General features: G+C 65.7%; 23 protein-coding genes and 1 pseudogene. 18 read left to right on the top strand and 6 right to left on the bottom strand.

Going from position 1 to position 21,242, the window contains the following annotated elements; genetic code table 11:
• The 10 genes from FFS27_RS10145 to hemN all read left to right on the top strand — a co-directional run.
• On the top strand, positions 1–610 hold a 610-nt coding region (locus FFS27_RS10145; RefSeq protein ID WP_171019188.1), incomplete at its 5' end, for a cbb3-type cytochrome c oxidase subunit I.
• Between the two features lie 14 nt (positions 611–624).
• Positions 625–1,236, top strand: coding sequence for a cytochrome-c oxidase, cbb3-type subunit II (ccoO, locus tag FFS27_RS10150; protein ID WP_003087303.1), 612 nt, complete (start codon positions 625–627; stop codon positions 1,234–1,236).
• A 5-nt stretch (positions 1,237–1,241) separates the two neighbouring features.
• Positions 1,242–1,427: a CcoQ/FixQ family Cbb3-type cytochrome c oxidase assembly chaperone gene (locus FFS27_RS10155; protein WP_003087298.1), complete on the top strand. Its 186-nt coding sequence runs from the start codon at positions 1,242–1,244 to the stop codon at positions 1,425–1,427.
• Positions 1,424–2,380: a cytochrome-c oxidase, cbb3-type subunit III gene (gene ccoP, locus FFS27_RS10160; protein WP_003087292.1), complete on the top strand. Its 957-nt coding sequence runs from the start codon at positions 1,424–1,426 to the stop codon at positions 2,378–2,380. The genes FFS27_RS10155 and ccoP overlap by 4 nt, the downstream gene beginning before the upstream one ends.
• Before the next feature lie 218 nt (positions 2,381–2,598).
• Positions 2,599–4,014: a cytochrome c oxidase accessory protein CcoG gene (gene ccoG, locus FFS27_RS10170; RefSeq protein ID WP_003087288.1), complete on the top strand. Its 1,416-nt coding sequence runs from the start codon at positions 2,599–2,601 to the stop codon at positions 4,012–4,014.
• Positions 4,015–4,025: 11 nt separating this feature from the next.
• Positions 4,026–4,565 carry a FixH family protein gene (locus FFS27_RS10175; RefSeq protein WP_003103941.1) on the top strand — a complete coding sequence of 180 codons (540 nt, stop codon included), beginning with the start codon at positions 4,026–4,028 and terminating at the stop codon, positions 4,563–4,565.
• Complete coding sequence (locus FFS27_RS10180) at positions 4,562–6,997, top strand: heavy metal translocating P-type ATPase (RefSeq protein ID WP_023101373.1); 2,436 nt, start codon at positions 4,562–4,564, stop codon at positions 6,995–6,997. The genes FFS27_RS10175 and FFS27_RS10180 overlap by 4 nt, the downstream gene beginning before the upstream one ends.
• A complete protein-coding gene (gene ccoS, locus FFS27_RS10185) occupies positions 6,976–7,185 on the top strand; it encodes a cbb3-type cytochrome oxidase assembly protein CcoS (protein WP_003087273.1) in 210 nt (69 codons plus the stop codon). Before FFS27_RS10180 ends, ccoS begins: the two co-directional genes overlap by 22 nt.
• Positions 7,178–7,861, top strand: coding sequence for a sulfite exporter TauE/SafE family protein (locus FFS27_RS10190; protein ID WP_003087270.1), 684 nt, complete (start codon positions 7,178–7,180; stop codon positions 7,859–7,861). The genes ccoS and FFS27_RS10190 overlap by 8 nt, the downstream gene beginning before the upstream one ends.
• A gap of 127 nt (positions 7,862–7,988) precedes the next feature.
• On the top strand, positions 7,989–9,371 hold the full coding sequence (hemN, locus tag FFS27_RS10195; protein WP_003087267.1) for an oxygen-independent coproporphyrinogen III oxidase: 1,383 nt from the start codon (positions 7,989–7,991) through the stop codon (positions 9,369–9,371).
• A 48-nt stretch (positions 9,372–9,419) separates the two neighbouring features.
• Here hemN and FFS27_RS10200 read toward each other — a convergent pair whose 3' ends face one another.
• The gene (locus tag FFS27_RS10200; protein ID WP_003114670.1) at positions 9,420–9,887 is read right to left on the bottom strand and encodes a hypothetical protein; all 468 of its coding nucleotides are present in this window, start codon (positions 9,885–9,887) and stop codon (positions 9,420–9,422) included.
• Between the two features lie 245 nt (positions 9,888–10,132).
• Between FFS27_RS10200 and anr the strand changes: the two genes are divergently transcribed.
• From anr to mdtI, 5 genes are all read left to right on the top strand, one after another.
• Complete coding sequence (gene anr / locus FFS27_RS10205) at positions 10,133–10,867, top strand: transcriptional regulator Anr (RefSeq protein ID WP_003087262.1); 735 nt, start codon at positions 10,133–10,135, stop codon at positions 10,865–10,867.
• Positions 10,868–10,952: 85 nt separating this feature from the next.
• Positions 10,953–11,501 carry an adenine phosphoribosyltransferase gene (locus FFS27_RS10210; protein ID WP_003111081.1) on the top strand — a complete coding sequence of 183 codons (549 nt, stop codon included), beginning with the start codon at positions 10,953–10,955 and terminating at the stop codon, positions 11,499–11,501.
• Positions 11,502–11,740: 239 nt separating this feature from the next.
• Positions 11,741–12,577: a metal-dependent hydrolase gene (locus tag FFS27_RS10215; protein WP_003087258.1), complete on the top strand. Its 837-nt coding sequence runs from the start codon at positions 11,741–11,743 to the stop codon at positions 12,575–12,577.
• A 408-nt stretch (positions 12,578–12,985) separates the two neighbouring features.
• Complete coding sequence (locus FFS27_RS10220) at positions 12,986–13,354, top strand: multidrug/spermidine efflux SMR transporter subunit MdtJ (RefSeq protein ID WP_003087256.1); 369 nt, start codon at positions 12,986–12,988, stop codon at positions 13,352–13,354.
• Positions 13,348–13,677, top strand: a complete 330-nt coding sequence (mdtI, locus tag FFS27_RS10225; RefSeq protein ID WP_003103934.1) for a multidrug/spermidine efflux SMR transporter subunit MdtI — start codon at positions 13,348–13,350, stop codon at positions 13,675–13,677. Before FFS27_RS10220 ends, mdtI begins: the two co-directional genes overlap by 7 nt.
• 525 nt (positions 13,678–14,202) lie before the next feature.
• Here the strand turns inward: mdtI and FFS27_RS33575 are convergent.
• Positions 14,203–14,400: pseudogene (locus FFS27_RS33575) on the bottom strand (TetR family transcriptional regulator); the annotation flags it as partial.
• 92 nt (positions 14,401–14,492) lie between these two features.
• On the opposite strand from FFS27_RS33575, the gene FFS27_RS10235 reads away from it, so the two are divergent.
• From FFS27_RS10235 to FFS27_RS10245, 3 genes are all read left to right on the top strand, one after another.
• On the top strand, positions 14,493–16,076 hold the full coding sequence (locus FFS27_RS10235) for a flavin-containing monooxygenase (RefSeq protein WP_003121915.1): 1,584 nt from the start codon (positions 14,493–14,495) through the stop codon (positions 16,074–16,076).
• Positions 16,073–16,960, top strand: a complete 888-nt coding sequence (locus FFS27_RS10240; RefSeq protein ID WP_009314747.1) for an SDR family NAD(P)-dependent oxidoreductase — start codon at positions 16,073–16,075, stop codon at positions 16,958–16,960. The genes FFS27_RS10235 and FFS27_RS10240 overlap by 4 nt, the downstream gene beginning before the upstream one ends.
• 73 nt (positions 16,961–17,033) lie before the next feature.
• Positions 17,034–17,573 (top strand): CbrC family protein, encoded by a 540-nt coding sequence (locus tag FFS27_RS10245; RefSeq protein WP_023101375.1) that lies wholly within the window; start codon positions 17,034–17,036, stop codon positions 17,571–17,573.
• 12 nt (positions 17,574–17,585) lie between these two features.
• On the opposite strand, the gene FFS27_RS10250 is transcribed toward FFS27_RS10245, so the two are convergent.
• From FFS27_RS10250 to FFS27_RS10265, 4 genes are all read right to left on the bottom strand, one after another.
• Positions 17,586–18,734: an acyl-CoA dehydrogenase family protein gene (locus FFS27_RS10250; RefSeq protein WP_137951991.1), complete on the bottom strand. Its 1,149-nt coding sequence runs from the start codon at positions 18,732–18,734 to the stop codon at positions 17,586–17,588.
• Positions 18,735–18,856: 122 nt separating this feature from the next.
• Complete coding sequence (gene recR / locus FFS27_RS10255) at positions 18,857–19,453, bottom strand: recombination mediator RecR (RefSeq protein WP_003111077.1); 597 nt, start codon at positions 19,451–19,453, stop codon at positions 18,857–18,859.
• A gap of 78 nt (positions 19,454–19,531) precedes the next feature.
• Positions 19,532–19,858, bottom strand: a complete 327-nt coding sequence (locus FFS27_RS10260) for a YbaB/EbfC family nucleoid-associated protein (RefSeq protein ID WP_003087236.1) — start codon at positions 19,856–19,858, stop codon at positions 19,532–19,534.
• A 45-nt stretch (positions 19,859–19,903) separates the two neighbouring features.
• The coding region (locus tag FFS27_RS10265) for a DNA polymerase III subunit gamma/tau C-terminal domain-containing protein (RefSeq protein ID WP_137951992.1) at positions 19,904–21,242 on the bottom strand (1,339 nt) is incomplete at its 5' end.

The raw sequence follows: 21,242 nt of genomic DNA on the forward strand, positions 1-21,242 counted from the left end.
AAATGTGTATACGAGACAGCTCCTGGCACCGAGCTGGGGCGGCATGATCAATGGCATGATGACCCTCTCCGGCGCCTGGCATAAGCTGCGCACCGACCCGATCCTGCGCTTCCTGGTGGTATCCCTGGCCTTCTACGGCATGTCCACCTTCGAAGGCCCGATGATGGCGATCAAGACCGTCAACGCCCTCTCCCACTACACCGACTGGACCATCGGCCACGTGCACGCCGGCGCCCTCGGCTGGGTGGCGATGATCTCCATCGGCTCGCTCTACCACCTGATCCCGAAAGTCTTCGGTCGCCCGCAGATGCACAGCATCGGCCTGATCAACGCGCACTTCTGGCTGGCCACCATCGGCACCGTGCTGTACATCGCCTCGATGTGGGTCAACGGCATCACCCAGGGCCTGATGTGGCGCGCGGTCAACGAGGACGGCACCCTGACCTACTCCTTCGTTGAAGCACTGGTCGCAAGCCACCCGGGCTTCATCGTGCGCATGATCGGCGGTGGTTTCTTCCTCACCGGCATGCTGCTGATGGCCTACAACACCTGGCGCACCGTGCGTGCTGCCAAGCCGGCCGAATACGAAGCCGCCGCGCAGATCGCCTGAGGAGCCCGACGTAAATGAAGAACCACGAAATACTCGAGAAGAACGTCGGCCTGCTGGCCATCTTCATGGTGATCGCCGTCAGCATCGGCGGCCTGACCCAGATCGTTCCGCTGTTCTTCCAGGACGTGACCAATACCCCGGTCGAAGGCATGAAGCCGCGTACCGCCCTGGAACTGGAAGGTCGCGACATCTACATCCGCGAAGGCTGCGTCGGCTGCCACTCGCAGATGGTCCGTCCGTTCCGTGCCGAGACCGAACGCTACGGCCATTACTCGGTCGCCGGTGAAAGCGTCTGGGACCACCCGTTCCTGTGGGGTTCCAAGCGTACCGGCCCGGACCTGGCCCGCGTCGGCGGCCGTTACTCCGACGACTGGCACCGCGCGCACCTGTACAACCCGCGCAACGTGGTGCCCGAGTCGAAGATGCCTGCCTACCCGTGGCTGGTAGAGAACAAGCTTGATGGCAAGGACACCGCCACCAAGATGGAAGTCCTGCGCAAGCTGGGCGTGCCTTACACCGATGAGGACATCGCCGGTGCACGTGAAGCCGTGAAGGGCAAGACCGAGATGGACGCCCTGGTGGCGTTCCTTCAAGGCCTGGGAACCTCTATCAAGAGCAAACGGTGAGTGTGATGGATATCGGGACTCTGCGTGGACTGGGCACCGTGGTGATCATGGTCGCCTTCATCGGCCTGGTGATCTGGGCCTACAGCGGCAAGCGCAAGAAGAGCTTCGACGAAGCGACGATGCTGCCCTTCGCAGACGATCCCGAAGCCAAAAAGCACGTCGAGCAAGCTTCTAGGAGTAACAAAGAATGACGACCTTCTGGAGTCTGTACATTACAGCTCTCACCCTCGGCACCCTGCTGGCGCTGACCTGGCTGATCTTCGCCACCCGCAAGGGCCAGCGCAGCAGCACCACCGACGAGACCGTGGGCCACTCCTACGACGGCATCGAGGAGTACGACAACCCGCTGCCGAAGTGGTGGTTCATGCTGTTCGTCGGCACCCTGGTGTTCGCCGTGGGCTACCTGGCCCTGTACCCGGGCCTGGGCACCTGGAAAGGCCTGATGCCGGGCTACCAGTCCGCCGACGAATTCGCCGACAAGGAAAAAGGCTGGACCGGCGTCCACCAGTGGGAAAAGGAAATGGCCAAGGCCGACGAGAAATACGGCCCGATCTTCGCCAAGTTCGCCGCGATGCCCATCGAGGAAGTCGCCAAGGATCCGCAGGCGGTGAAAATGGGCGGTCGCCTGTTCGCCTCCAACTGCTCGATCTGCCACGGCTCCGACGCCAAGGGCGCCTACGGCTTCCCCAACCTGACCGACGCCGACTGGCGCTGGGGCGGCGAGCCGGAAACCATCAAGACCACCATCATGGCTGGCCGCCACGCCGCCATGCCGGCCTGGGGTGAAGTGATCGGCGAGGAAGGCGTGAAGAACGTCGCCGCTTTCGTCCTCACCCAGATGGATGGCCGCAAGCTGCCGGAAGGCGCCAAGGCAGACATCGAGGCCGGCAAGCAGGTCTTCGCCACCACCTGCGTCGCCTGCCACGGTCCGGAAGGCAAGGGCACCCCAGCGATGGGCGCTCCCGATCTGACCCACCCCGGCGCGTTCATCTACGGCTCCAGCTTCGCGCAACTGCAGCAGACCATCCGCTACGGTCGCCAGGGCGTGATGCCGGCGCAACAGGAACACCTGGGCAACGACAAGGTGCACCTGCTGGCCGCCTACGTATACAGCCTGTCGCACGGCGAGAAGAGCGCCGAATAAGCGCTCCCCTCCCCCACGACCCAGACGGCGCCGGCAACCCCGGCGCCGTTTTATTTTGTGCAAAAGAAAAGCGCGAATGGGACAATACGCGACCAAAAGTCGCACAGTTACCGCAAAAAGCCTGATAGATCAGGCGTATAATCAGTAGGCGTGCAACTATTTTCTGACCCTGTCGGCATGTACCGGCCGGGCGCCCCCCACTGCCGTGGTACGCACTGATGAGCAAACAGATTCCCGTTCAAGACGTCACCCCGCCTGCCAAGGGCGACACCAATAACAACGATCTCTACGCCAAGCGCGAGAAGATCTACACCCGGGCCTTCACCGGTATCTTCCGCCGACTGCGCATGGTGGGCGGTGCGGCGCTCTTCCTCCTCTACTTCGGAACCGTCTGGCTCAACTGGAGCGGTCGCCAGGCCGTCTGGTGGGACCTGCCCGAGCGCAAGTTCTACATCTTCGGCGCCACCTTCTGGCCGCAGGACTTCATGCTGCTGTCCTGGCTGCTGATCGTCTGCGCCTTCGGCCTGTTCTTCATCACCGTGTTCGCCGGTCGCGTCTGGTGCGGCTATACCTGCCCGCAGAGCGTGTGGACCTGGATCTACATGTGGTGCGAGAAGGTCACCGAAGGCGACCGCAACCAGCGCATCAAGCTGGACAAGGCCCCGATGAGCGGCAACAAGCTGCTGCGCAAGACCGCCAAGCACAGCCTGTGGCTGCTGATCGGCCTGGTCACCGGCCTGACCTTCGTCGGCTACTTCTCGCCGATCCGCGAGCTGATTCCCGAGCTGCTCACCGGCCAGGCCGACGGCTGGGCCTACTTCTGGGTCGGCTTCTTCACCCTGGCCACCTACGGCAACGCCGGCTGGCTGCGCGAGCAGGTGTGCATCTACATGTGCCCCTACGCGCGCTTCCAGAGCGTGATGTTCGACAAGGACACCCTGATCGTCTCCTACGATCCGCGTCGTGGCGAGAAGCGCGGCCCGCGCAAGAAGTCCCTCGACTACAAGGCCCAGGGCCTGGGCGACTGCATCGACTGCACGATGTGCGTGCAGGTCTGCCCGACCGGCATCGACATCCGCGACGGCCTGCAGATCGAGTGCATCGGCTGCGCGGCGTGCATCGACGCCTGCGACAGCATCATGGAGAAGATGAACTACCCGAAAGGGCTGATCAGCTACACCACCGAGCACAACCTCAACGGCCAGAAGACCCACCTGGCCCGGCCGCGCCTGATCGGCTACGCCATCGCCCTGGTGCTGATGATCTCCGCCCTGATCACCGCGGTGGTCCTGCGTCCGCTGGTCGGCTTCGACGTCAGCAAGGACCGCGTGCTCTACCGCGAGAACGAACTCGGCCGCATCGAGAACGTGTACAGCCTGAAGATCATGAACAAGGATCAGCAGGACCACACCTACATCCTCGGCGCCAAGGGCCTCGAAGGCCTGACCCTGGAAGGCCGGCGCGAGCTGAAGGTGGCGGCGGGCGACATCCTCAACCTGCCGATGGAACTGTCCATCGAGCCGGAGAAGCTGCCTTCGACCACCAACGAGATCGTCTTCACCATCGAGTCGGCCGACGACCCGAGCATCCATAAAGAAGCGAAGAGTCGCTTCATTGGCCCACGCACCCGTTGAGTAACTTGAGCATGCAGTCCGAGACCCACCCTCAACCCTGGTACAAACACTTCTGGGCCTGGTTCATCGTGGCCCTCCTGGCGACCTCGGTGGTGCTCGGGCTGAGCCTGGTCACCATCGCGGTGCGCAACCAGGACACCCTGGTCACCGACAACTACTACGAGGCCGGCAAGGGCATCAACCGCTCCCTGGAACGCGAGAACCTGGCCGTACGCCTGCAGGTGCACGCCAAGGTCAAGGTCGACGACCTGACCGGCGAAGTCGAAGTGCGACTGACCGGCAACAGCCGTCCGGAGCAACTCACCCTCAACCTGATCTCGCCGACCCAGCCAGAGAAGGACCGCCGCGTGGAGCTGCTGCGCAGCAACTCCGACCGCGAGCGCTACGTCGGGCAACTGACCGACGCCGTCGAGGGCCGTCGCTTCGTCGAACTGCTCGGCCAGGAAGGCAGCGGCCAGTGGCGCCTGTTCGAGGAAGAGGTGGTATCGCCGACCGTGGTCATGGAGCTGGGTGACGAACCGCTCCAGGGAGCAGAAGCGAAGCGCCCATGAGCGCCCCCCTGCCCTGCTACCACTGCGGCTTGCCGGTCCCCGCCGGCAGCCGCTTCGAGGCCCGCGTGCTCGGCGAGACGCGGGCCATGTGCTGTCCGGGCTGCCAGGCGGTGGCCGAGGCCATCGTCGCCGGCGGCCTGGAAAGCTACTACCGGCACCGCAGCGAAAACGCCGCCAATCCCGAGGCATTGCCCAAGGCGCTCAGCGAGGAGTTGCAGCTCTACGACCGCCCGGACGTACAGGGCGGCTTCGTCCGCCATGAGGGCGAGCTAGCGGAAACCAGCCTGATGATCGAAGGCATCAGTTGCGCCGCCTGCGGCTGGCTGATCGAGAAGCACCTGCGCCAGTTGCCTGGCGTGGCCGAGGCGCGGCTCAACCTGTCCAACCATCGCCTGCACGTGCGCTGGCAGGACAGCCAGTTGCCGCTCAGCCAGTTGCTCGGCGAACTGCGCCAGATCGGCTATGCCGGCCACCCCTACCAACCCGACCGCGCCACCGAGCGCCTGGCCGTGGAGAACCGCCGCGCCCTGCGCCAGCTCGGTGTCGCCGGGCTGCTGTGGATCCAGGTGATGATGGCGGTGATGGCGACCTGGCCGGAATTCAACCTCGACCTTTCCGCCGGCATGGACCGCATCCTGCGCTGGGTCAGCCTGATCCTCACCACGCCGATCGTCTTCTACTGCTGCGGCCAGTTCTTCCGTGGCGCCCTGCGCGACCTGCGCACCCGCCACCTGACCATGGACGTCTCGGTGTCGCTGGCGATCGGCGGCGCCTACGTCGCCGGCATCTGGTCGACGATCACCGGCCAGGGCGAACTGTATTTCGACGCGGTCGGCATGTTCGCCCTGTTCCTCCTCGCCGGCCGCTACCTCGAACGCCGCGCGCGGGAGCGCACCGCCGCCTCCACCGCGCAACTGGTCAACCTGCTGCCGGCGTCCTGCCTGCGCCTGGACGCCGCCAACCAGGGCGAGCGCATCCTGCTCAGCGAACTGCGCGTCGGCGACCGCGTACTGGTACCGCCAGGCGCCGTGCTGCCGGCCGACGGAGTGATCCTCGACGGCCAGTCCAGCGTCGACGAGTCGCTGCTCACCGGCGAGTACCTGCCCCATCCACGCCAGGCCGGCGACGCCGTCACCGGCGGTACCCTGAACGTCGAGGGGCCGCTGACCGTCGAGGTCGGCGCCCTTGGCGACGACAGCCGCCTGTCGGCCATCGTCCGCCTGCTGGAACGCGCCCAGGCGGACAAGCCGCGCCTGGCGGAACTGGCCGACAAGGTGGCGCAGTGGTTCCTGCTCATCGTCCTGCTGGTCGCCGCAGCGGTCGGCGCGCTGTGGTGGCAGGTCGACCACCAGCGCGCCTTCTGGGTGGTGCTGTCGCTGCTGGTCGCCACCTGCCCCTGCGCCCTGTCGCTGGCCACGCCCACCGCGCTCACCGCGGCCACCGGCAGCCTGCACAAGCTCGGCCTGCTGATCACGCGCGGGCACGTGCTGGAAGGGCTGAACCACATCGACACGGTAATCTTCGACAAGACCGGCACCCTCACCGAAGGCCGCCTGACGCTCAAGCAGGTGCTACCCCTGCGCGATCTCGACGCGGATCGCTGCCTGGCCCTCGCCGCCGCCCTCGAGAACCGTTCCGAACACCCCATCGCCCGCGCCTTCGGCCGTGCGCCGGAGGCCGCCGACAGCGTCGCAAGCCATCCGGGACTGGGCCTCGAAGGCCTGGTGGAAGGCCGCCGCCTGCGCATCGGCCAGGCCGCATTCGTCAGCGACCTGGGCGGCAGCGCCACGCCCGCGATGCCCGGCGACTCCGGACAGTGGCTGCTGCTCGGCGACGAGCAGGGACCGCTGGCCTGGTTCGGTCTCGACGACCGCCTGCGCAGCGACGCCCCCGCCCTGCTCGCCGCCTGCAAGGCGCGCGGCTGGCGCACCCTCCTGCTATCCGGCGACGCCTCGCCGATGGTCGCCAGCGTCGCTGCCGAACTGGGCATCGACGAAGCCCGCGGCGGCCTGACCCCGGACGACAAGCTGGCCATGCTCGAACGCCTGCACGGCGAGGGCCGCCGGGTGCTGATGCTCGGCGACGGAGTCAACGACGTACCGGTGCTCGCCGGTGCCGACATCAGCGTCGCCATGGGCAGCGCCACCGACCTGGCCAAGACCAGCGCCGACGCGGTGCTCCTGTCCAACCGCCTGGACAGCCTGGTGCAGGCTTTCCGGCTGGCGCGCCGCACCCGCCATATCATCATCGAGAACCTGGCCTGGGCCAGCCTGTACAATGGCCTGGTCCTGCCCTTCGCCGCGCTCGGCTGGATCACCCCGGGCTGGGCGGCGATCGGCATGTCGGTCAGTTCGCTGCTGGTGGTGGTCAACGCCCTGCGGCTGACCCGAATCCCTTCGCCGAGGTCCGTATGGCCGCGCTCTACATCCTGATCCCCGTCGCGATCGTCATCGTCGCCATCGCCATCTACGTGTTCTTCTGGGCGGTGGACAGCGGCCAGTACGACGATCTCGACGGCCCCGCCCACAGCATTCTCTTCGACGACGAAGACCCGAAGCACCAGGCCGGCGTCGACGAAGCGGAGAAGCCGTCGAAACCCGAGGACCGACCGCGTGGCTGAACTGGCGCCGCTGCTGGTTTCCGCGCTGATCCTCGGCCTGCTCGGGGGAGGCCACTGCCTGGGCATGTGCGGCGGCCTGATGGGCGCCCTGACCCTGGCCATTCCCGCCGAACAGCGCGGCCGTCGTCTGCGCCTGCTGCTGGCCTACAACCTCGGCCGCATCCTCAGCTACGCCTGCGCCGGCCTGCTGCTCGGCCTGGCCGGCTGGGCGGTGGCGCGCACCCCGTTGGCCGGCGCGCTGCGGGTGGTCGCCGGGCTGCTGCTGATCGCCATGGGACTCTACCTGGCCGGCTGGTGGAGCGGCCTGACCCGCGTCGAGGCGCTCGGTCGCGGCCTCTGGCGCCACCTGGAACCCTTCGCCCGGCGCCTGCTGCCGGTCTCCAGCCTGCCACGGGCCCTGCTGCTCGGAGCGATCTGGGGCTGGCTGCCCTGCGGGCTGGTCTACAGCACCCTGCTCTGGGCCACCAGCCAGGGATCGGCACTGGACAGCGCGCTGCTGATGCTGGCGTTCGGCCTCGGCACCTGGCCGGTTCTGCTGGCCACCGGCATGGCCGCCGAACGGGTGACCGCCCTGCTGCGCCGTCGCGGCGTACGCATCGTGGGCGGCCTGATGGTCATCCTCTTCGGCCTCTGGACCCTCCCAGGACCGCACCAGGCCTGGCTGATGGGGCATTGACGGACGCCCGTCCCAACATCGGGCGACACATCCTGTATACATTCACCCGCTTGATACAAATCAACAGGCCTTCCCGGCGCAATCCCTAGACTTCCCGACTAAAGCTCGCCAACTGGGGATCTCTGGCATGCTCGACACCATTCGCTGGGACGCTGACCTGATTCGGCGCTACGACCTTTCCGGCCCGCGTTACACCTCCTATCCGACCGCCGTGCAGTTCCACGAAGGCATCGGCCCGTTCGACCAGTTGCACGCCCTGCGCGACAGCCGGAAGGCCGGACACCCCCTGTCGCTCTACGTGCACATCCCGTTCTGCGCCAACATCTGCTACTACTGCGCCTGCAACAAGGTGATCACCAAGGATCGCGGGCGCAGCGCGCCGTACCTCGCGCGCCTGGTCCGCGAGATCGAGATCGTCAGCCGCCACCTCTCCCGCGAGCAGGTGGTCGAGCAACTGCACTTCGGTGGCGGAACCCCGACCTTCCTCAGTCCCGGCCAGTTGCGCGAACTCATGTCGCAATTGCGCACCCACCTCAACCTGCTGGACGACGATTCGGGCGACTACGGCATCGAGATCGACCCACGCGAGGCCGACTGGTCGACCATGGGCCTGCTCCGCGAACTCGGTTTCAACCGCGTCAGCCTCGGCGTACAGGACTTCGACATGGAGGTGCAGAAGGCGGTCAACCGCATGCAGACCCCGGAGGAGACCCGTACCATCGTCGAGGCCGCGCGCACCCTGCAGTACCGCTCGATCAACCTCGACCTGATCTACGGACTGCCGAAACAGACGCCGGACAGCTTCGCCCGCACGGTCGACGAAGTGATCGCGCTACAGCCGGATCGCCTCTCGGTGTTCAACTACGCCCACCTGCCCGAGCGTTTCATGCCGCAGCGGCGGATCAACGCCGACGACCTGCCGAGCCCGGGCCAGAAGCTGGAAATGCTCCAGCGCACCACCGAGCAACTCGCCGCGGCGGGCTACCGCTATATCGGCATGGATCACTTCGCCCTGCCCGACGACGAGCTGGCCAGCGCCCAGGAAGACGGCACCCTGCAACGCAATTTCCAGGGCTACACCACGCACGGGCACTGTGACCTGGTAGGTCTCGGGGTCTCGGCGATCAGCCAGATCGGCGACCTCTACAGCCAGAACAGCAGCGACATCAACGACTACCAGACCAGCCTCGACAACGGCCAGTTGGCGATCCGTCGCGGCCTGCACTGCAACAGCGACGACCGGGTGCGGCGCGCGGTGATCCAGCAACTGATCTGCCACTTCGAACTGGCCTTCGAGGATATCGAGACGGAGTTCGGCATCGACTTCCGCAGCTACTTCGCCGAGCTGTGGCCCGACCTCGAACGCTTCGCCGCCGACGGCCTGATCCGCCTGGACGCCAAGGGCATCGACATCACCTCCTCCGGGCGTCTGCTGGTGCGTTCGATCTGCATGCTGTTCGACCGCTACCTGCCCAGCCTCAACCGGCAGCGCTTCTCCCGGGTGATCTGAAAGCGCACCGCCCTGCCCGCACGACAGGGCGGTGAATCCCCGCCCCTTCTACCGGCTGCCCATGACCTTCATGATCAGCGCCGGGTCGCTGATACCCATCTCCTTGATGGCCGATGCCATCGCTGCCGTTGCCGTCTGCAGGGCGGAGTTGAGTTGTTGCAACTCCTTCTGCAACTCAGGCACGCGAGCCTCCTTCGCCCCCGGATCGGACGACCTCATGGCCTCCTGCAGCTCCCTGAGCTTCTCTTCGATCTTCTTCTTCAACTCGCGGATCATCTTCACCATCGGCCGCAACTCCTGCGGGATATCCTCGTCCTCCTCCTCCACCGGCACCCCCATGGTGGCGGCCAGCTCGCGCCCTGCCTGGGAAAGCTGTACATGCTGATCGGCGGCGTCGGTACCGGCGGCCGGGTCTTCCGCCTGCTCGGCGGTGCCGGTCCGCGCGGCCTTGGCGTCCGCGGCGGCGCGCGATGAGGGCGGCACCTGGGTGGTGATCCAGCCACTGAGGGTCAACATTCCAGTCACTCCGGGAAAAATGGAATTCTTCCATTGGATCGGCCCACGCGTCGCGAACTTGAGCCCCCTTTTCGTCGCCCCTTGACAGGGTGCGACAGGTAGTCGCAGTTGTTTGACGCAAGTCACTGATTGGAAACGCCATCGGCCTGTCAGAAATGGTCGTTGCCAGACCTATGGCTGGCACCCGCATCGCGGCTGCGTTACCCTTACTCCTGTTGTGCCTTTAACCTAGCAAGGACCCCTCAATGGCCGAAACCATCAAGGTGCGCGCACTGCCCCAAGCACACTGCAAGGATTGCAGTCTGGCCCCGCTGTGCCTCCCCCTGTCGCTGACCGTGGAAGACATGGATTCGCTGGACGAGATCGTCAAGCGCGGTCGTCCCCTGAAGAAAGGCGAATTCCTGTTCCGCCAGGGCGATCCTTTCGGCTCGGTCTTTGCCGTGCGCTCCGGCGCCCTGAAAACCTTCAGCATCACCGATGCCGGCGAAGAGCAGATCACCGGCTTCCACCTGCCCAGCGAGCTGGTCGGCCTGTCCGGGATGGATACCGAGACCTATCCGGTATCCGCCCAGGCCCTGGAAACCACCTCGGTCTGCGAGATTCCCTTCGAGCGCCTGGACGAACTGTCCGAGCAGCTGCCGCAACTGCGCCGCCAACTGATGCGCCTGATGAGCCGGGAAATCCGCGATGACCAGCAGATGATGCTGCTGCTGTCGAAGAAGACTGCCGACGAGCGCATCGCCACCTTCCTGGTCAACCTGTCGGCGCGCTTCCGTGCCCGTGGCTTCTCCGCCCAGCAGTTCCGCCTGGCCATGTCGCGCAACGAGATCGGCAACTATCTCGGCCTGGCCGTAGAAACCGTGTCGCGGGTCTTCACCCGCTTCCAGCAGAACGGCCTGATCAGCGCGGAAGGCAAGGAAGTGCACATCCTCGACTCCATCGAGCTGTGCGCCCTCGCCGGCGGCCAGCTGGAAGGCTGAAGCGCCTGCGAACCGCCAACGGGCCCGCCTCAACGCGGGCCCGTTGTATGATGGGCCCCGAAAAACGCCCAGCCCAGGATCTTCCATGATTTTCGACGAGTTCACCCTCAAGTCGCAGATCCGCGCCGTGCCGGACTTTCCCAAGCCCGGCGTGGTGTTCCGCGACATCACCCCGCTGTTCCAGTCGCCACGCGCGCTGCGCATGACCGTGGACAGCTTCGTCCAGCGCTACATCGAGGCCGATTTCAGCCACATCGGCGCCATGGATGCCCGCGGCTTCCTCATCGGCTCGGCGGTGGCCTATGCGCTGAACAAGCCGCTGGTCCTGTTCCGCAAGCAGGGCAAGCTACCCGCCGACGTACTCGCCGAGGGCTACCAGACCGAATACGGCGAGGCCTTCCTCGAAGTACATGCCGACAGCCTCTGCGAAGGCGACAGCGTACTGATCTTCGACGACCTCATCGCCACCGGCGGGACCCTGCTGGCGGCCGCGAGCCTGGTACGACGCCTCGGGGCCAGGGTCTTCGAGGCCGCGGCGATCATCGACCTGCCGGAACTCGGCGGCTCCACTCGCCTGCAGGACGCCGGCATCTCCACCTTCAGTCTCACCGCGTTCACTCTCGACGAGCGTTGATACGCCGGGGCGCGCCCTGGCGCCCCGCGTTCGCTCCTTGCGCCCCATCTTCCGTCTGGTCGAGCCGACCTGGCCATTAATGACTTCGAAATGGCCAGGAATGACCTCCCGCTGTTGGACAATCCTGCAATAATTACATCAGCTAATGACACATTCAGAGGTGTTATAGCGAGCTCGCCATAGGGAACCCGAGGAAACCTGCGCGTTTCCCCTCCCCAGAACAACAAAAGGAGTTAGCCATGACTGCCACTGGCACCGCCTCCCCGGTTCGCGCCAATTTCCCCGTGCGGCGGATGGATTTCAGCTTCAGCGAAACCCCGAAGTACTGGTGGGACGGCCAACCCTTCATGACCCAGTTCATGAACAACCTGTCCTCGCTCTTCCCCTACGGCGAAAAATTCTTCGTCGATAGCGTGCGCGCGGTGCGCGACCGCCTGGAGGATCCGCAACTGAAGAAGGACGTCAGCGCCTTCATCGGCCAGGAGGCGATGCACTCCAAGGAGCATGCTGCCTACAACGAATATGCCGAGGAGCACGGGGTCGACCTGGAGTGCCTCGAACTGCGGATCAAGGTCCTGCTGGAAAACGTCAGCAAGGTCACCACCAGGAAACACCAGTTGGCGATCACCTGCGCCCTCGAGCATTTCACCGCGACCATGGCCGCGCAGCTGCTCAAGCGCGAAGACCTGACCATCCAGATGCAGTCGCCGAAGATGTACAAGCTGTGGATGTGGCATGCCATCGAGGAGAACGAACACAAGAATGTCGCCTACGATGTGTACCAGAAAGTCTACGGCGGCTACTTCACCCGGGTTCTGGTGATGATGCTGACCACCCTGATGTTCTTCGGCGTCATCGGCTGGTTCCAGCTCGACCTGCTACGCAAGGACGGCCAATTGTTCAACTGGCGCTCCTGGAAGCATGGCCTGGGCACCCTGTTCGGCCTGCGCAAGGGCTTCTTCACCCGCCTGCTGCTGCCCTACCTGGACTACTACCGGCCGGGCTTCCACCCCAGCGACCACGACACCGCGAAACTGGAGAAATACTGGAAGGACAAACTGGCCTTCGCCGATTGAAGCCCGCCTCCGCCAGTGCCGCTCCGCCCCCGACGCCAGGCCCCGCCTGGCGTTTCTTATTCGAGAGAAGAACAGGATATTGCACACGGAAAAGCCTCCGTTTCGACTACCGTTCCTGAATCCGCCATTTTACGGAGGAAATAATTAGTCAATTCCTATCGATTGGCTTTTTACGATGCCCTGAGGTAATATCATGTTCATTATGTTGAACACTAAGGCATTACCTCTCCCCACTTCCCGTCTGGTCTCCCGCGAGCGTCACTGGACCGGCGACCTCTAGCTCCCTCCCTCGACACCTGCTGTCGGTGGCGACCGCCCCTGCGCTTCGGGGTCTTTCCCGCCCCTCGCCACCGCTCTTCGTCATCTTTGGCCGCGGCCTCCATTCCGCGGTGCCCATGGGAGGGCAACATGCGTTCCTGGATCTATCTGTTACTGGCTATCGGCGCCGAAGTGATCGGCACCACCTCGATGAAACTGGCCGCCACCCACGCCCCTGTCGCAGGCATGCTGCTGATGTACGGGATGATCGGCCTGTCCTATTTCTTCCTCGCCCTGGCGGTCAAGCGTGTCCCCGTCGGAGTCGCCTACGCCCTTTGGGAAGGCATTGGCATCGTCCTGATCACGGCGGTCAGCGTCGCCTGGCTGGGCGAAAGCATCGGCCTGTACAAGGCCGTCGGCCTCGGCGTGATGATCGCCGGCATCCTGCTGATCAAGTCCGGCACCCGCAACGCCAGCGGCACGCCGGCGCAGCCCCGTGGGGAGGCCGTCACATGCTGACCCTGAACTGGATTCCCTTCGCCTGGCTCGGCCTGGCGATCGCCCTCGAGGTCGTCGCCAACCTGCTGTTGAAATACTCCGACGGTTTCCGCAGGCGCGGCCTCGGGATCGCCTCGATCCTCTGCGTGATGGCCGCCTTCACCGCGCTGGCGCAGGCGGTGAAGGACATCGAGCTGTCACTCGCCTATGCGATCTGGGGCGGCTTCGGCATCCTCGCCACCGTCGCCATGGGCTGGGCGCTGTTCGGCCAGCGCCTGGCCTGGCGCGGCTGGCTCGGCCTGTTGCTGCTGCTGGCCGGCATGAGCCTGCTCAAGCTGGCCTGACGCCTCGGCGTCCAACGAAACGCCCATCATCTGCAGGACCGCGGCGCCGGTGAACAACAGCAGTATCTGTTCCTCACCCAGGGCGCAGATTTCCCGACACCGCTCCGGCTGGCCGATATAGTCCAGCGACAACTGAAACAGCTGGCGGCCGATCAGGCTGGAGAGGCGGCGGATGGTCGCCTCGCTCACCGCCGGCAACAACCTGAATTCGATGATGTCCTCCGACATGTCCTCGGCGAACTCATCCATGATCTGACGCAGGGCACCACGCAGCACCGGCGAAGCCCCATGCAGTTCGCGCACGCCGACGATGAACGCGGCGGGATTGCTCTCCACGAAGTCGAAGAACAGCCGCACCGTCTCCCGGCAGACCCGCCGCCCCCTTTCCAGGTCCAGCCCGAACGGCGTCGTCTGCGCTCGGGCGCTGGGCGCCGCACGAGTCGCGGCCTCGCGGCGAAGCTGGCGCAGCGGCTGGCGCAGCTGGGTAGAGATGTCGCGGATCATGGTCAGGCCAAGATCGTCGATATCGCGGAAATGCCGATAGAAGGTGTTCGGATTCAGGCCCGCCTCGCGCGCCAGCTCGCGCAAGCCGATGGCCCCCAGGCTGCGGCTGCTGCTGCCCAGGCGCAAGGCCGCCTCCAGCAAGGCGCGTTTGCCGGGAGCGTCGGCAACCCTGTCCTTCGTTTCGTTCATATCGCTCATGTTCCACCTGGTTGTTTCCATGCGCCACAAGTTCGGCCGTTGCGCCGCGCCGACCCTACCTAAGGTTGGCTTGACCCTGAAGTATACAGATGTCTACATTCGCAGGTAGACGAGTGTATACGCCAGCAAACAATCATAACAGGAGCTTGGCCATGAGTACCCAACCCACCCCTGCCGCCGCCCGGCACTGCAAGGTCGCCATCATCGGCACCGGTTTCTCCGGGCTGGGGATGGCGATCCGTCTCCGCCAGGAAGGCGAGGACGACTTCCTGATCTTCGAAAAGGACGCCGGCGTCGGCGGCACCTGGAGAGTCAACAACTACCCTGGCTGCGCCTGCGACGTGCAATCCCACGTCTATTCCTTCTCCTTCGAAGCGAACCCGGAGTGGACGCGGATGTTCGCCCGCCAGCCGGAAATCCGCGCCTATCTGGAGAAGTGCTGGGAAAAATACCGCTTGCAGGAAAAGACCCTGCTGAACACCGAGATCGGCAAGCTGGCCTGGGACGAGCGGCAAAGCCTCTGGCACCTGCATGACGCCCAGGGCAACCATTACACCGCGAACGCCGTGGTTTCCGGCATGGGCGGCCTGTCCACCCCGGCCTATCCACGCCTCGATGGCCTGGAGAACTTCCAGGGCAAGGTCTTCCATTCCCAGCAGTGGGACCATGACTACGACCTCAAGGGCAAGCGCGTGGCGGTGATCGGCACCGGCGCCTCGGCGATCCAGTTCGTCCCGGAGATCCAGCCGCTGGTGGCCGCGCTCGATCTCTACCAGCGCACTCCGCCATGGATCCTGCCCAAACCCGACCGGGCAATCAGCGAAACCGAGCGCCGGCGCTTCCGGCGCTTCCCGCTGGTGCAGAAGCTCTGGCGCGGCGGCCTCTACAGCCTGCTCGAAGGGCGGGTGCTGGGCTTCACCTTCGCCCCGCAGGTGATGAAGCTGGTGCAGCGCCTGGCGATCCGCCACATCCACAAGCAGATCAAGGATCCGGAACTGCGCCGCAAGGTCACGCCGGACTACACCATCGGCTGCAAGCGCATCCTCATGTCGCACAACTACTACCCGGCCCTGGCGGCCGCCAACTCCACGGTGATCACCGAAGGCATCCGCGCCGTCACCGCCAACGGAATCGTCGACGGCAACGGCCGGGAGCGCGAGGTCGACGCGATCATCTTCGGTACCGGCTTCACCGCCAACGATCCGATCCCCCGCGGAGTGGTCTTCGGTCGTGACGGCCGCGACCTGCTGGACAGCTGGACCAAGGGCCCGGAAGCCTACAAGGGCACTACCACCGCCGGCTTCCCCAACCTGTTCTTCCTGATGGGACCGAACACCGGCCTCGGCCACAACTCGATGGTCTACATGATCGAGTCGCAGATCGCCTACGTCCTCGATGCGCTGAAGCTGATGAAGCGCCGCGAACTGCTCAGTCTCGAGGTCAAGGCCCCGGTGCAGGAACGCTACAACGAATACCTCCAGCGCAAGCTGGACCGCAGCGTCTGGAGCGTGGGCGGTTGCAAGAGCTGGTACCTGCATCCGGTCAGCGGCCGCAACTGCACCCTGTGGCCGGGATTCACCTGGCGCTTCCGTGCCCTGACCCGGCAGTTCGACGCCTCCGCCTACCACCTCACCACGACACCGCTCGCCGCCCTGAGCAACGAAGCCCGCCAACAGGCCGAAGGGGTACCCGCATGAAGTCGTTCGAAAACAAAGTCGCCGCCATCACCGGCGCAGGCTCGGGCATCGGTCGCGCCCTGGCCGTGGAGCTGGGCAGGCAGGGTTGCCATCTGGCCCTGGCCGACGTCAATGCCGCAGCTCTCGAGGAAACCCGCCAATTGCTCGCCAGCAGCGGGGTACGCGTCTCCACCGCGGTCGTCGACGTGGCCGACCGCGAGCAGGTGCAGGCCTGGGCCGACAAGGCGGCCAGCGAACATGGCCGGGTGAACCTGATCTTCAACAACGCGGGCGTCGCCCACGCCGGTACCGTGGAAGGCAGCGACTACTCGGAATACGAGTGGATCATGAACATCAACTTCTGGGGCGTGGTGAACGGCACCAAGGCGTTCCTTCCGCACCTGAAGGCCTCCGGCAACGGCCATGTGGTCAATGTCTCCAGCGTCTTCGGGCTGTTCGCCCAGCCCGGCATGAGCGCCTACAACGCCACCAAGTACGCAGTGCGTGGCTTCACCGAGTCGTTGCGCCAGGAACTGGACATGGAGGATTCCGGCGTCTCCGCCAGTTGCGTGCATCCCGGCGGGATCAGGACCAACATCGCCAAGACCGCGCGAATGAACGAGAGCATGGCCAAGGTCACCGGCCAGGCTGCCGACAAGGCTCGCCAGCAATTCAACGACCAGTTGCTGCGGACCACCCCGGAGAAGGCCGCCCAGGTCATCTTGCGCGGTGTGCAGCGCGACAGCCGGCGCATCCTGATCGGCGCCGACGCCCACGCGATCGACGTGATGCTGCGCCTGGCGCCAGTGCTCTACCAGCGCGTGGTCACCGCCAGCATGCGCCTGGCAGCGCGCTTCGCGCCGCGCCCGAAGAGCCCCCAGGGCGCCCGCGAAGCCAGCGAGTGAACAGGCCCGCCGGGTAGCCGCTAGGCTGCCCGGCACGTCATACTCGACGGCCAGTCTCCAGGGCACGGCCGTCATGAACCCTCCCCATCCTCACTTCCGCTACCATCCCGAACCGCTCGCCAGCGGCAGCATCGAGGCTTCCGCCGCCACCTGCCAGTGCTGTGGCAAGGCTCGTGGCTACGTCTACACCGGTTCGCCCTATTCCCGCCACGAGTTGCCGCCCGGCAGCCTTTGCCCCTGGTGCATAGCCGACGGCAGCGCAGCCGCGCGCTACGAAGCGAGCTTTTCCGACGACTATCCGCTGCTCGACGCCGGCGTCGCCGCGAATATCGTCACCGAAGTCTGCGAGCGCACGCCCGGCTACGCCTCCTGGCAGCAGGAGCGCTGGCTGGTTTGCTGCGAGGATGCCTGCGCCTTTCGCGGCGACGCGGGGCGTGAGGAAATCGGGCAACTGGGAGCCGAGGGCCTGGCGCAGCGCTTCGCCGATTTCGCCTGGCCGGCTAGCACCTGGCAACGCCTCGTCGACGCCTATACGCCCGGCGGCAATCCGGCCATCTACCGCTTCGACTGCCTGCACTGTGGCCAGGCGCATTACGACCTGGACTTCACCTGATAGAACGCGGCCCTACAACCCCATCTGCTTGCCGATGATCTCGTTCATGATTTCCCGCGAACCGCCGCCGATGGAGAGAATCCGGTTGTCGCGATACAGCCGCTCCACCAGGCTTTCGCGCATGTAGCCCATGCCGCCGAGCACCTGCACGGCATCATAGGTCAGGCGATCGGCGACATCGGTGGCGAAGTTCTTGGCCATCGAGATCTCCTTGATCACGCTCTTGCCGGCAGCCATCTTCGCTGCCTGGCGATAGGTGAACTCGCGGGAAACCTCCAGTTGCGTGGCCATTTCCGCGAGACGATGGCGCAGCACCTGGAACTTGCCGATCGGCTTGCCGAACGCTTCTCGCTCGCGCGTCCAGCGCAGCGACTCCTCCAGAGCCAGTTGCGCGGTCATGTTGGCCATCACCGCCAGGGCCAGGCGCTCGCTCTGGAAATTGGCCATGATGCAGGCGAAGCCAGCGTTCTCCACGCCGATCAGGTTTTCCGCAGGCACCCGGCAGTCGTCGAAGAACAGTTCGGCGGTATCCGACGCCCACCAGCCCATCTTCTTCAGCTTGCGTCCGACACTGAACCCGGCAGTGCCCTTCTCCACCAGCAGCAGGCTGATGCCGGCGAAACCCTCGCCGCCGGTACGCACCGCGACCGTGTAGTAGTCCGCGCGCACGCCGCTGGTGATGAAGGTCTTGCTGCCGCTGACGCGATAGTGATCGCCATCGCGCACCGCACGGGTCTTCAGGTTGGCCACGTCGGAGCCGCCAGAGGGCTCGGTGACCGCCAGGGCCATGATCTTCTCGCCGCGCAGCACCGCCGGCACCACCCGCTCGCGCACCTCGGGACGGGCCCACTTGACCACCGGAGGCAAGCCGATATCCAGCGATCCCAACCCGGCGACCAAGCCGCCGGAACCGCAGCGCATGAGCTCTTCGCTGGCCGCCACCTTGGCGAACAGATCGCCTTCGCAACTGCCGCCGTAGGCTTCCGGGTAGCCGATGCCGAGGATCCCGGCCGCGCCGGCCTTGAGATAGAGTTCGCGGGGAAATTCCTCGGCCTCCTCCCATTCATCGATGTACGGCAACACCTCGCGCTCGACGAAACGGCGCACCGAATCCCGGATCAGTTGATGGGACTCGTCGAAGTACTGCTGGAAGTCAGTCATGGCCGGGCTCCTGATGGGAGCCTCAGAACTTACCTAGCGCTTGCTTGGTTTTCAATACGGGAAACTGGCCATCGGCGAGGGCGTATAGGCCGCCCGTCCTACGGATACGGGAGGCACAGAGCTCAGGAGATCGGCCGCCGTCCGGCCAGGGCGTGGGCCAAGGTGCCGCCATCGACCAGCTCCAGCTCGCCGCCCAGCGGCACGCCATGGGCGATACGCGACAAGGTCAGGCCGCGGCCGGCCAGTAGCTGGGCGATATAGTGGGCGGTGGCCTCGCCTTCGACGGTGGGGTTGGTGGCGAGGATCACCTCGCTGAAGGCTCCGTCCCTGATCCGCGCTTCCAGTTCGGGAATGCCGATCGCCTCCGGCCCCAGGCCGTCGAGCGGCGACAGGTGTCCCTTGAGCACGAAATAGCGGCCGCGGTAGCCGGTCTGCTCCACCGCGAATACGTCCAGCGGGCCTTCCACCACGCAGAGCAGCGAGTCGTCGCGTCGCGGGTCGGCGCACTGCGGGCACAGCTCCTCCTCGCTGAGGGTACGGCACCGCCGGCAATGACCGACCCCTTCCATCGCGGCGGTCAACGCCTGGGCCAGCTTCAGGCCGCCGCTGCGATCGCGCTCCAGCAGCATCAGCGCCATGCGCTGGGCCGACTTCTGCCCGACACCGGGAAGAATGCGCAGGGACTCGATCAGTTGGCGGATCAGCGGGCTGAAACTCATGCAGGACTCGTCGGATAGAGGGAGGGGAATGGCTGCCGGGCGCCGTCCGAAGAAGGCGGACCCGGCACGAACGCAGAATCAGAAGGGCATCTTGAAGCCGGGCGGCAGTTGCATGCCCGAGGTGAAGCCGGACATCTTTTCCTGGTTGTTCTGCTCGATCTTGCGCACCGCATCGTTGACCGCGGCGGCGATCAGGTCTTCGAGGATTTCCTTGTCTTCCTGCATCAGGCTGTCGTCCAGGCTGACGCGCTTGACGTCGTGGCGCCCGGTCATCACCACGCTGACCAGACCGGCGCCGGATTGCCCGGTCACTTCGGCGTTGGCCAGCTCTTCCTGCATCTTCTGCATCTTTTCCTGCATCTGCTGCGCCTGCTTCATCAGGCCGGCCATGCCACCTTTCATCATGTTCTTCACCTCGAATGTCGTCTTGTTGCGTGCGCCAAGCGCCGGTCAGGCCTTGGCTTCCAAAGGTTCGATGGTACCGTCACGGACCACCGCGGCGAACTGCTCGCGCAACTGCCGGACCAACGGGTCGGCATCGATCGATGCCTCGGCCGCCCGCTGGCGCTCGGCACGCCGGCGTGCCGCTGCCTGGGCCGGGGTCTCCTGCTCAGGCTTCTGCAGGGTCACCTCCAGTTTGAGGGTGCGCCCCAGGTGCTGGTTCAGCGCATCGTTCAGCCGCCGCTGCTGGGTGGCGTTGAACAGCGCGCTCTGGCCCGGATCGAGATGCAGATGCCAGTGGTCGCCGTCGGCAGCTACCAGCGTACAGTTGGCAGCGATGCTGGCGGTCAGGCCGCCGAGGCCGAGCCGCGGGAACAGCTCCAGCCACTCTGCGGCCAGGCCGGTGGCCGGCTTCGCCGCCGGCAGCGGCTCCTCCACCACGACCACGTCAGGCTCGGGCGCGGCATCCAGGTAGGCCAGGGTATCCATGTCGACTTCGTAGTAGTCGTCCGCGGGCGGTGGCTCGTCGTCCTGCTCGTCCTGCTCGTCAGGTGCTACCGGCAACGCAGCCGGCAGGGCTTCCAGAACGGTTTCCACCACCGCCTCGACCGCCACTGCCGGAGGGGCCGAGGGAGCCTCCACGGCTAGCGGCTCGGGCTCGGGCTCGGGCTCGGGCTCGGGCTCGGGCTCGGGCTCGGGCTCGGCAGCGAGGCTCGGCGCCGGCTCTTCCCAGGGCAAGTCGACGACCTCTGCCGCGGCGGCGGGCTCTTCGACAACCGCTTCCGCGACGCGCACCTCCACCGCCGCCGGCGGCGCGGATGGCGCTGCCGGCGGGGCAGCCGGGGCTTCGACGGGCGCAGCCACGACAGGCGCGGGAGCAACGGCAGCGACCGGCGCAGGCGAGGCCGCGCCGGCCACGGGGGAGTTGGCGGGATCAGTCGTGGCCTTGCTGATCCCCAGGTCCTTTAGCGGCGTCCTCGGCGCGCCGTCGGCGTCCGCCGGGCGGAACGCGAGCATCCGCAGCAACACCATCTCGAAGCCGCTACGCGGATCGGGCGCCAGCGGCAGGTCGCGGCGGCCGATCAGGCCCATCTGGTAATAGAACTGTACGTCTTCCGCCGGCAACGCCTGGGCCAGGGCCAGCACCCGCTCGCGGTCGCCCTGGCCATTGTCGATCGCTTCCGGCAGGGCCTGGGCGATCGCGACGCGGTGCAGCACGTTGAGTATTTCGGCAAGCACGCCGCCCCAGTCCGGCCCCTGCTCGGCCAGGTGGCGCACCGCTTCGAGCAGGGCGCGCGCATCGCCCTCCAGCAAGGCCACGACTGATCCCGCCAACTCCCCCGTGGCC

Origin of the sequence: Pseudomonas sp. 2VD (assembly GCF_005503585.1) — a bacterium.
GTDB lineage: Bacteria > Pseudomonadota > Gammaproteobacteria > Pseudomonadales > Pseudomonadaceae > Pseudomonas > Pseudomonas aeruginosa.

Excerpts from the sequence above, each read along its gene's own strand:
- FFS27_RS10200 (WP_003114670.1), bottom strand. The coding sequence starts at position 9,887 with ATGTTGACCCTCAGTGGCTGGATCACCACCCAGGTGCCGCCCTCATCG.
- anr (WP_003087262.1), top strand. The coding sequence starts at position 10,133 with ATGGCCGAAACCATCAAGGTGCGCGCACTGCCCCAAGCACACTGCAAG.
- ccoO (WP_003087303.1), top strand. The coding sequence starts at position 625 with ATGAAGAACCACGAAATACTCGAGAAGAACGTCGGCCTGCTGGCCATC.
- ccoP (WP_003087292.1), top strand. The coding sequence starts at position 1,424 with ATGACGACCTTCTGGAGTCTGTACATTACAGCTCTCACCCTCGGCACC.
- FFS27_RS10245 (WP_023101375.1), top strand. The coding sequence starts at position 17,034 with ATGAACCCTCCCCATCCTCACTTCCGCTACCATCCCGAACCGCTCGCC.
- FFS27_RS10175 (WP_003103941.1), top strand. The coding sequence starts at position 4,026 with ATGCAGTCCGAGACCCACCCTCAACCCTGGTACAAACACTTCTGGGCC.
- FFS27_RS10155 (WP_003087298.1), top strand. The coding sequence starts at position 1,242 with ATGGATATCGGGACTCTGCGTGGACTGGGCACCGTGGTGATCATGGTC.
- FFS27_RS10250 (WP_137951991.1), bottom strand. The coding sequence starts at position 18,734 with ATGACTGACTTCCAGCAGTACTTCGACGAGTCCCATCAACTGATCCGG.
- FFS27_RS10240 (WP_009314747.1), top strand. The coding sequence starts at position 16,073 with ATGAAGTCGTTCGAAAACAAAGTCGCCGCCATCACCGGCGCAGGCTCG.
- recR (WP_003111077.1), bottom strand. The coding sequence starts at position 19,453 with ATGAGTTTCAGCCCGCTGATCCGCCAACTGATCGAGTCCCTGCGCATT.
- ccoS (WP_003087273.1), top strand. The coding sequence starts at position 6,976 with ATGGCCGCGCTCTACATCCTGATCCCCGTCGCGATCGTCATCGTCGCC.
- FFS27_RS10260 (WP_003087236.1), bottom strand. The coding sequence starts at position 19,858 with ATGATGAAAGGTGGCATGGCCGGCCTGATGAAGCAGGCGCAGCAGATG.
- FFS27_RS10215 (WP_003087258.1), top strand. The coding sequence starts at position 11,741 with ATGACTGCCACTGGCACCGCCTCCCCGGTTCGCGCCAATTTCCCCGTG.
- FFS27_RS10180 (WP_023101373.1), top strand. The coding sequence starts at position 4,562 with ATGAGCGCCCCCCTGCCCTGCTACCACTGCGGCTTGCCGGTCCCCGCC.
- ccoG (WP_003087288.1), top strand. The coding sequence starts at position 2,599 with ATGAGCAAACAGATTCCCGTTCAAGACGTCACCCCGCCTGCCAAGGGC.
- FFS27_RS10220 (WP_003087256.1), top strand. The coding sequence starts at position 12,986 with ATGCGTTCCTGGATCTATCTGTTACTGGCTATCGGCGCCGAAGTGATC.
- FFS27_RS10210 (WP_003111081.1), top strand. The coding sequence starts at position 10,953 with ATGATTTTCGACGAGTTCACCCTCAAGTCGCAGATCCGCGCCGTGCCG.
- mdtI (WP_003103934.1), top strand. The coding sequence starts at position 13,348 with ATGCTGACCCTGAACTGGATTCCCTTCGCCTGGCTCGGCCTGGCGATC.
- hemN (WP_003087267.1), top strand. The coding sequence starts at position 7,989 with ATGCTCGACACCATTCGCTGGGACGCTGACCTGATTCGGCGCTACGAC.